Below are 6,762 nucleotides of genomic sequence, written 5' to 3' on the forward strand. Positions count from 1 at the left end.
GTGATCACTGCCTGCAATTACTGGCAAAAACCGGCTTAAATTCACAGAGCGCAGAGAGTTGGGCCGATTATATGCCGCTGGCCTTTGCCCGTGCGGCCTACCGTTTTCAGTTCAGTGGACCTTACCCGCTGGATCAGGCCCGTGCCGAGCGTGGCTTGCTGCCACTGCTGGAGGATGAGGTTTACCAGCAGTCCTGGTTCTGGGCCTGCGATTGCGGCGCGATGGATAGTATTACCAGTGCACAATTTAATACCATTGTGCGTTTAAGCCCGGAGCTTGAGTTTATCCGCGCGCAGGCTGGCATTCTGTAAATTCAGCGCAGAGCCGGGTCGCCGGTGCTGGCTACCTGCGCTTCGCGATGTTTATACAAATAAGAAAAACTCAGCGATAACAACCCCACCTGAATTGCACCGAGCAGCAACCAGAGTGCAAATTGCAAAAGAGTATAAGCAACAGAATCGTAGCTGGGCAGCAAGGTGTGCGACAGATTAATCAGTAATGGCAGAAAGCCCGTCAACAGCAGCAGGCGCCAGCCGTTTCCGGCCGATAATTGCCAGGCCCAGCTGAGCCCTTTGCCGCGCAAACCAACGGCTGCTGCAGGTAACGCCAGTGACCAGCGTGAGGCAAGGTAATAAAGAGGCAATTGCGTAACGGCAAAAATAATGAACATTAACGGTATCGTATTAGCGGAATCTTTCGCTGCCGTTGCGAATGTTCCCATGATCGGGGCGAGAACGATCGACAGTGGCATGTTGACTAATGCACAGCAGAGTGCGATCAGAATAGCCCAGCCAATATAATACGGTTCCTGACCGCTTAACGGGAAAAAGCGGGTGTTCATCACATCATTGTTGTCCAGCAAAAATATACGGTGACAACCGATAATCGCGGCGATAAGACTGGTCAGAATAATAAGAGCAACAGACAGAGCCGTAATCATGAATAATGCGGTATTTTTTTCCGGCGGCATATAAGGGCTGAGCAGGCCTGCAATACCAGCAACGATAAGCAAAGGTAACCCTGCTCTCAGCAGCATGGGGAAATGCTTGAATGGCAAAAGTGAAGCTTCTTTCATAATAGATACAACAGGGAGTTTTACGGTATTCAACGGTTTATCCTTCCGATCGGTCATACGCCATCATGGCTTGTCATTATTATATTCAGGTGGCTGAGTATAATCTGAAGGTGGGGTGCCGAGATACTGGTTACTGCAACTAGCAGTTACAGGAATCACCCTGTCTGATCGCGTTTTTGTGCAATACCCATAATAACCGGCGCTTCATCTTCGCCCTGTTGCATTGTGAATGCCTGCTGCAGGCTGATGGTTTTGAATAAACACTGATCGAACGCGGCTTGTATTTCTTCTGCAGTAAATCCTGATGCCGGATCTCCGGCTTCTTTCTGCCAGTCCCATTGCACAAAGTATCCCTGTGGTTTCAGCAGCTGCCTGAACAGTGCAAGACTGGCCTGATAATCCGGCAGAAAAGCACAGACGGACGATGCAACAATCAGATCGAACGCGTTATGCATTGGCTGGCTGTTGCCGCTGTTCATGTCGATGGCCAGAGGTTCTGCTTTAGGCAGGTTTTTAGCGGCGAGAACGCCGATCATTTTTGCGGAAGAATCAACGGCGACAATACGTTTGGCCTGAGGATGCAGGAGTTCGGTTAAGCGGCCGGTGCCACAACCGAAGTCCAGTATGGTCAGGCCGTCGCAGTTTATTGCCTGAGTAAGAGACTGATAAGCCTGCTGCGAATAATGGATAACACGCTCATCGTCATCCCATTGATCTGCATATGCATCCCACTCGCTCATGTTGTTATTCCCGCGTTAAGCATCAGATGAATGCAGGGTAGGGTGTGCGGATAGTTTTCACAAGTCAGTAATCACCTATTAAAAGGCTGCCCTGCGGAACCTGAAGAGCAGCCAGGCAGTCAAGAACGGTTAACCCGCACTGCGCAGTAAATCGGCCACACCGGCGCGCACTTCGGCGACCAGTTCGGCCTCATCAAGGCCGCAGACCTGACCGTTATCGACCACTACACGGCCATTAATCAGCGAATACTTTACGCTCACCGGTTCGGCACATAGCAGTGGTGCAATCACTTCGCTGTGTACCCCGGCAAAACGCGGCGAGCCGATATCGTACAGCACCAGATCGGCGGCTTTGCCGACGGCAATATCGCCACAGTTATTCAGCCCTAATAATTGCGCACCGTTATGACTGCCCCAGCGGATAATCTGTTCGGCATGAGTCGCATCGGCACCGTTAACGGCGCGGTGTAAAAGCCAGGCGAGATTCAGCTCCTGAATCATAGAGCCGGATTCGGCCGATGCTGAGCCGTCCACGCCGAGGGTGATGTTCATTCCTGCATTCTCCATTGCCAGCGCCGGAGCAATACCGCTGCCGAGACGACAGTTGGAGGTCGGGCAATGGGCAATGCCGGTACCGCTGGCGGCCAGTTGCTGAATGGTGTATTCGTCGCTTTTGACCAGATGCGCGAACCACACATCGTTCCCTAACCAGTCGCAGCGGGCGGCGTAATCGATGGCGCGCTGGCCATATTTTTCCTGCGCCTGAATATCGTCGAAACTGACCTCCAGTAAATGCGAGTGCAGTTTTAATTGCCGCTCCCGTGCCCAGGCCGCCAGCGTGCGTAAATCATCGGCTGTGGCGGAATGTACCAGGCTGGTGGGAGCAACAACTAAGCGGCGCATGGCGTTATCGCCGGCCTGATGATATTGCCGGTAGCTGCGCTCCATCCGCTGCATCACCAGCTCAACATTTTCCGGCTGAATACCGTGTTTAAGCATGCCTTTATGGCTGCCCTGTACGGTGGCGCTGCCACGGCACAGCACCAAACGTATTCCCAGCTCGTCGGCCGCGGCCCATACCGCGTCTTCCACTTCCGGGCTGGAACCGGCATGGTACAGATAATGGTGATCGGCACAGGTGGTTGCGCCAGAGCGCAGCAACTCATAAAGACCGAGACGCGCGGCGTGATACATTAATTGCGGTGAAATTTTCGGCCAGAAACGATAGGGCACTGACCCCAGCCAATCGCCTAATGCCTGATTTAAACCTTCGGGCACACCTTTTAAAACCGACTGCGCCAGATGGTGGTGGGTATTCACCAGCCCCGGCCAGACCACACAGCCGGTGGCATCAATAATCTGTTCGTCATCTGCGGGCAGCAGCTGTGTGCCGATTTCACAGATAAGGCCATCGCGGATACGGATATCGCCTGCGGCCTGCTGGCTTTTATTGCCAGCAGCGGTATGAGCTGTATTCGGGGAGGATGAGTCGGGCGCAAAGAAAATAGCGCGGGCATTACGGATCAGGGTATTCATTAGGGCTCCTTTAAACTGCAAAGAGCAATGTCCCGGAGGCTGATGCCTGTCCTGACCGCTTATACTCTTGAAACTTTTACGGCAACGTTTTTTAAATTTTTAACAAAATGGTTTTATTACCCGGTTAAAATTATCGCAATCCCTGTGCTTTTCCAACTTTTTTTATGAGATTTTTCTTCCCATTTTTTTATATCAGAATGTTCCGTTTTCGTGCGCATAAATAAAGCATCCGTCTTTTGTTGCCTGTCTTTGGTGCAAATCCGGCGCGGGCTTTGCGCTTAACCTCAGTATTCACGCGATAAGGACGGTTGGCACAACGGTTGCTAAAAATATTTTGTACATGTTTTGAGTAGAAGCAGTCAGGGGTTGAAGACAACGTCAATCCACGGGTCATTGCTCACTGTACGGCGGATAGTTATCTGTGGACGAAGACGGACGCAGGGCTGCCGGCGCAGTGAAGACAGTGGTGATGACGACAGTAGTAATAAAAAAATCTGCAGGTTAAGTCCGGATAATTGTACTCAGCCAATAACGATTCCGAAGATACTCAGCATAATCACGCCTTTTCTTTTCTGCTCGCCCCCTGCATTGCCTATTCTCCATCGATAACTGCCTGATCGGTCCGGCAAACAGCAGTGGCTGTTTGCTCTCATACTCAGGAGTGAACGATGAAAAAATCAGTGAATAATCCCATTAAATCCCCGTCTGTACGGCAGCGCCTGTTGCCGCTGCTGGGGCTGGCTTTATCGTTAACCAGCATGACAGCGCTGGCGGCAGATAAGGTCAGCTTTCAGCTGGACTGGTTGCCGGGTGGCGATAAAGCACCGGTCTATGTTGGTTTGCAGCAGGGCTTCTTTGCTGAACAGGGGCTGGAAGTTAAGGTGGCTCAGGGGCGTGGCTCCCACGATGCCATTACCAAGCTGGCAACCGGCAATGCGGATATTGGTCTGTCGGATCTGGTGGCTTTATTGCAGGCAAAGGCGGCGGAAGAGGTGCCGGTGTCGGCGGTTTATTCGGTATTTTCAGAAGCGCCACATGCGTTTTATGTGCGCAGCGATTCCGGTATTAACAGCGTCGCCGATGTTGCCGGTAAAAAAATAGCCACTTCGCCTTTTACCTCATCCAATGTGTTTCTGCCGCTGCTGCTGGATGTTAATAAGGTGGATGAAACTTCCATCAAGTTACTGAAGGCTGATCCGGGAGCGCTGAATCCGATGCTGCTGACCGGTAACACCGATGTGGTGATTTCCTGGATTACCGATGCCGAAGTCTATAAAGCTCAGGCAAAAGAGGCTGGAAAAACCCTGAATGTACTGCCCTGGTACGACGCTGGGCTGGAATTTTATTCCACCGCCCTGATTGCCTCCGAGCGCTTTTTACAGGAGCGTCCGGATGTTGCTAAGCGCTTTATAAAAGCCTATGCCAAGGCCATTGATTTTACCTTTAAACATCCGGCAGAAAGTGCGGCTGCGGTTAAGGCTGCAGTGCCAGAAGTGGATGCCGTGGTGGCGGAAGCAACCATCCGCTCGATCAATGGTCTGGTCTATAACGCTGCCAGCAAGAAGGCCGGGCTCGGGCAGTTTGATACCGAACGGCTGGCAACAACCTGGAGCTGGACGGCCAAAGCACAGGGGCTGGATATCAACAGCTTTGATCCTGAGCAGGCAATTAAGCGGGACTTTATACCGGAAACCAGCCTCAGCAGCGCTGAATAAACAATTTTAATCTGGAGTATAAGCAGCAGGACAGCAAGCTCTTTGCTCATGCTGTCCCGGCATTGCTCCATGGTCTCTGCGCAGACAGCGGAATATTCCGCCGTCTGCTGCAGTTAACTGACTCTGGAGAATCAGATATGAATAACGTAATCAATAATTCAACCAGCAATACAATCACGACAACTGACAGCCGTTATGGTCTTCAGGAACTGAATTTTGAACGTACCATCGGTGGTATGGGGCTGGAGAATAATGAACGCACCATTCCGCTCATTGATTTAACTGATTTTGAAATCCGCCGTGCTGAAATTCGTGAAGAGCTATGGCTGGCAGCAACGGATACGGGTTTTTTTCAGCTGATTAATCACGGTATCGATGTTGAAAAAGTGCGCGAAGCCTTTGCGCTGTCGGAGCAGTTTTTTGCGTTAAGTGCAGAAGAAAAATCCCGCTTTCCGTTAAAAGAAGGCCTGAATGCCGGCTGGGAATTTATGGCGCAGGTACGCCCATCGACCGGCACCGCCGATCAGAAGGAGTCGTATCAGGTAACGCTGCCACATATGGATAATCTGTGGCCGGATCAGATGCTGGTGCCTGAATTTCAGCGGGTGATTCTTGATTTTGAACAGCGCTCCTGGCAGCTGGGTATGCAGATTTTATCCTGCTTTGCCGAGAAACTGGGATTTGCTCAGGACTTTTTTACTCAGGCCCACCGCCGTGACTCGGCCGAATATCAGAGCACGTTGCGGCTGCTGCATTATTTACCGCTGGCTGAGGGGGCAGTTGCCGAGGCCGGTATCTGGCGTGCCGGTGCCCATACCGATTTTGACTGCCTGACCATGGTCTTTCAGAAAACCGGGCAGGGCGGTCTGCAGGTTTGTCCGGGCAAAGAAGCGCTGCAGAATCAGGAATGGACCAGCGTGATTCCACAGGATGACATCATTACCTGTAATATCGGCGATATGCTGATGCGCTGGAGTGATGACAAGCTGAAATCAACCCTGCACCGGGTGCGTATGCCGAAACCCGATGAAGCCCGTGGGCCGCGTTACAGCATGGCGTTTTTCTGTCAGGCCAATAAGGATGTAATGATCCAGGGGCCGGAGAAAAAGTACGAAGCGATTTCCGCCCGTGACTATCTGCTGCAGCGCATTAACGCCAACTTTGCTGCCGTTCAGGCTGCTGAAGCGCAGAAATAACCTTCTGCCGCTGTAAAATATCCGGCCGTTGAGTGGCCGGATACCTGTTTACGGAATGTCGTTCTTAATAGACTTGTCATAAATCAGGCGCTCTGCATGTCGGTTATGACAGGATTCTATATAATTTTTTGGATTGATAAATTCTCTTATATCTCTTCTGATTCTTTCGCCACCTTCAGTTTTATTCCTGATCTTTACTTTCTTTACTATCCAGTCTGTATATTAATCCGATGATTTTACTCAGGTTTTTCTCCGGCTTAATAAGTTGGCCGGAAACGTCATAGAATGAATCCAGATAACCAAGCCTTATTTAGCGCCAATGGTTATTAATCCGGGCGAAATATCAGCCTGCAGCGTATTTTGTCTTATTGAGCTTATTTCGGCTTAACGTCTTTACTGTATAAAAAACAACGAGGGACTGGTCGCGCCTTGCTGCACCAGAAATCAATAACAGCAGCAACGTGTGACCGGCCCTGTATAAATGGATGTTGTGGCGGAGG

The 6,762-nt window shown here is 51.1% G+C and carries 6 protein-coding genes; 3 read left to right on the top strand and 3 right to left on the bottom strand.

Annotated features, from left to right (window positions below; all coding sequences use genetic code 11):
- Positions 1-311: hypothetical protein (locus B3P58_RS07630; protein WP_286716784.1), on the top strand; the 311-nt coding region annotated here is incomplete at its 5' end.
- A 2-nt stretch (positions 312-313) separates the two neighbouring features.
- On the opposite strand, the gene B3P58_RS07635 is transcribed toward B3P58_RS07630, so the two are convergent.
- The 3 genes from B3P58_RS07635 to B3P58_RS07645 form a co-directional block, all read right to left on the bottom strand.
- Positions 314-1,036 carry a hypothetical protein gene (locus B3P58_RS07635; RefSeq protein WP_145466565.1) on the bottom strand — a complete coding sequence of 241 codons (723 nt, stop codon included), beginning with the start codon at positions 1,034-1,036 and terminating at the stop codon, positions 314-316.
- Positions 1,037-1,230: 194 nt separating this feature from the next.
- Positions 1,231-1,815 carry a class I SAM-dependent DNA methyltransferase gene (locus B3P58_RS07640; RefSeq protein WP_286716785.1) on the bottom strand — a complete coding sequence of 195 codons (585 nt, stop codon included), beginning with the start codon at positions 1,813-1,815 and terminating at the stop codon, positions 1,231-1,233.
- A 129-nt stretch (positions 1,816-1,944) separates the two neighbouring features.
- Complete coding sequence (locus B3P58_RS07645; protein WP_286716786.1) at positions 1,945-3,351, bottom strand: amidohydrolase family protein; 1,407 nt, start codon at positions 3,349-3,351, stop codon at positions 1,945-1,947.
- A gap of 668 nt (positions 3,352-4,019) precedes the next feature.
- Between B3P58_RS07645 and B3P58_RS07650 the strand changes: the two genes are divergently transcribed.
- Together B3P58_RS07650 and B3P58_RS07655 are read left to right on the top strand one after the other, a co-directional pair.
- On the top strand, positions 4,020-5,066 hold the full coding sequence (locus B3P58_RS07650) for an ABC transporter substrate-binding protein (protein ID WP_286716787.1): 1,047 nt from the start codon (positions 4,020-4,022) through the stop codon (positions 5,064-5,066).
- A gap of 137 nt (positions 5,067-5,203) precedes the next feature.
- The gene (locus B3P58_RS07655; RefSeq protein ID WP_286716788.1) at positions 5,204-6,262 is read left to right on the top strand and encodes an isopenicillin N synthase family dioxygenase; all 1,059 of its coding nucleotides are present in this window, start codon (positions 5,204-5,206) and stop codon (positions 6,260-6,262) included.
- Positions 6,263-6,762 lie beyond the last annotated feature (500 nt).

Source organism: Thalassolituus sp. UBA2009, assembly GCF_002335285.1.
GTDB lineage: Bacteria > Pseudomonadota > Gammaproteobacteria > Pseudomonadales > Oceanobacteraceae > Venatoribacter > Venatoribacter alkanivorans.

Bases quoted from the DNA above. Each gene is read 5' to 3' on its own strand.
- B3P58_RS07635 (WP_145466565.1), bottom strand. From the start codon at position 1,036: ATGCTGCTGAGAGCAGGGTTACCTTTGCTTATCGTTGCTGGTATTGCA.
- B3P58_RS07640 (WP_286716785.1), bottom strand. From the start codon at position 1,815: ATGAGCGAGTGGGATGCATATGCAGATCAATGGGATGACGATGAGCGT.
- B3P58_RS07645 (WP_286716786.1), bottom strand. From the start codon at position 3,351: ATGAATACCCTGATCCGTAATGCCCGCGCTATTTTCTTTGCGCCCGAC.
- B3P58_RS07650 (WP_286716787.1), top strand. From the start codon at position 4,020: ATGAAAAAATCAGTGAATAATCCCATTAAATCCCCGTCTGTACGGCAG.
- B3P58_RS07655 (WP_286716788.1), top strand. From the start codon at position 5,204: ATGAATAACGTAATCAATAATTCAACCAGCAATACAATCACGACAACT.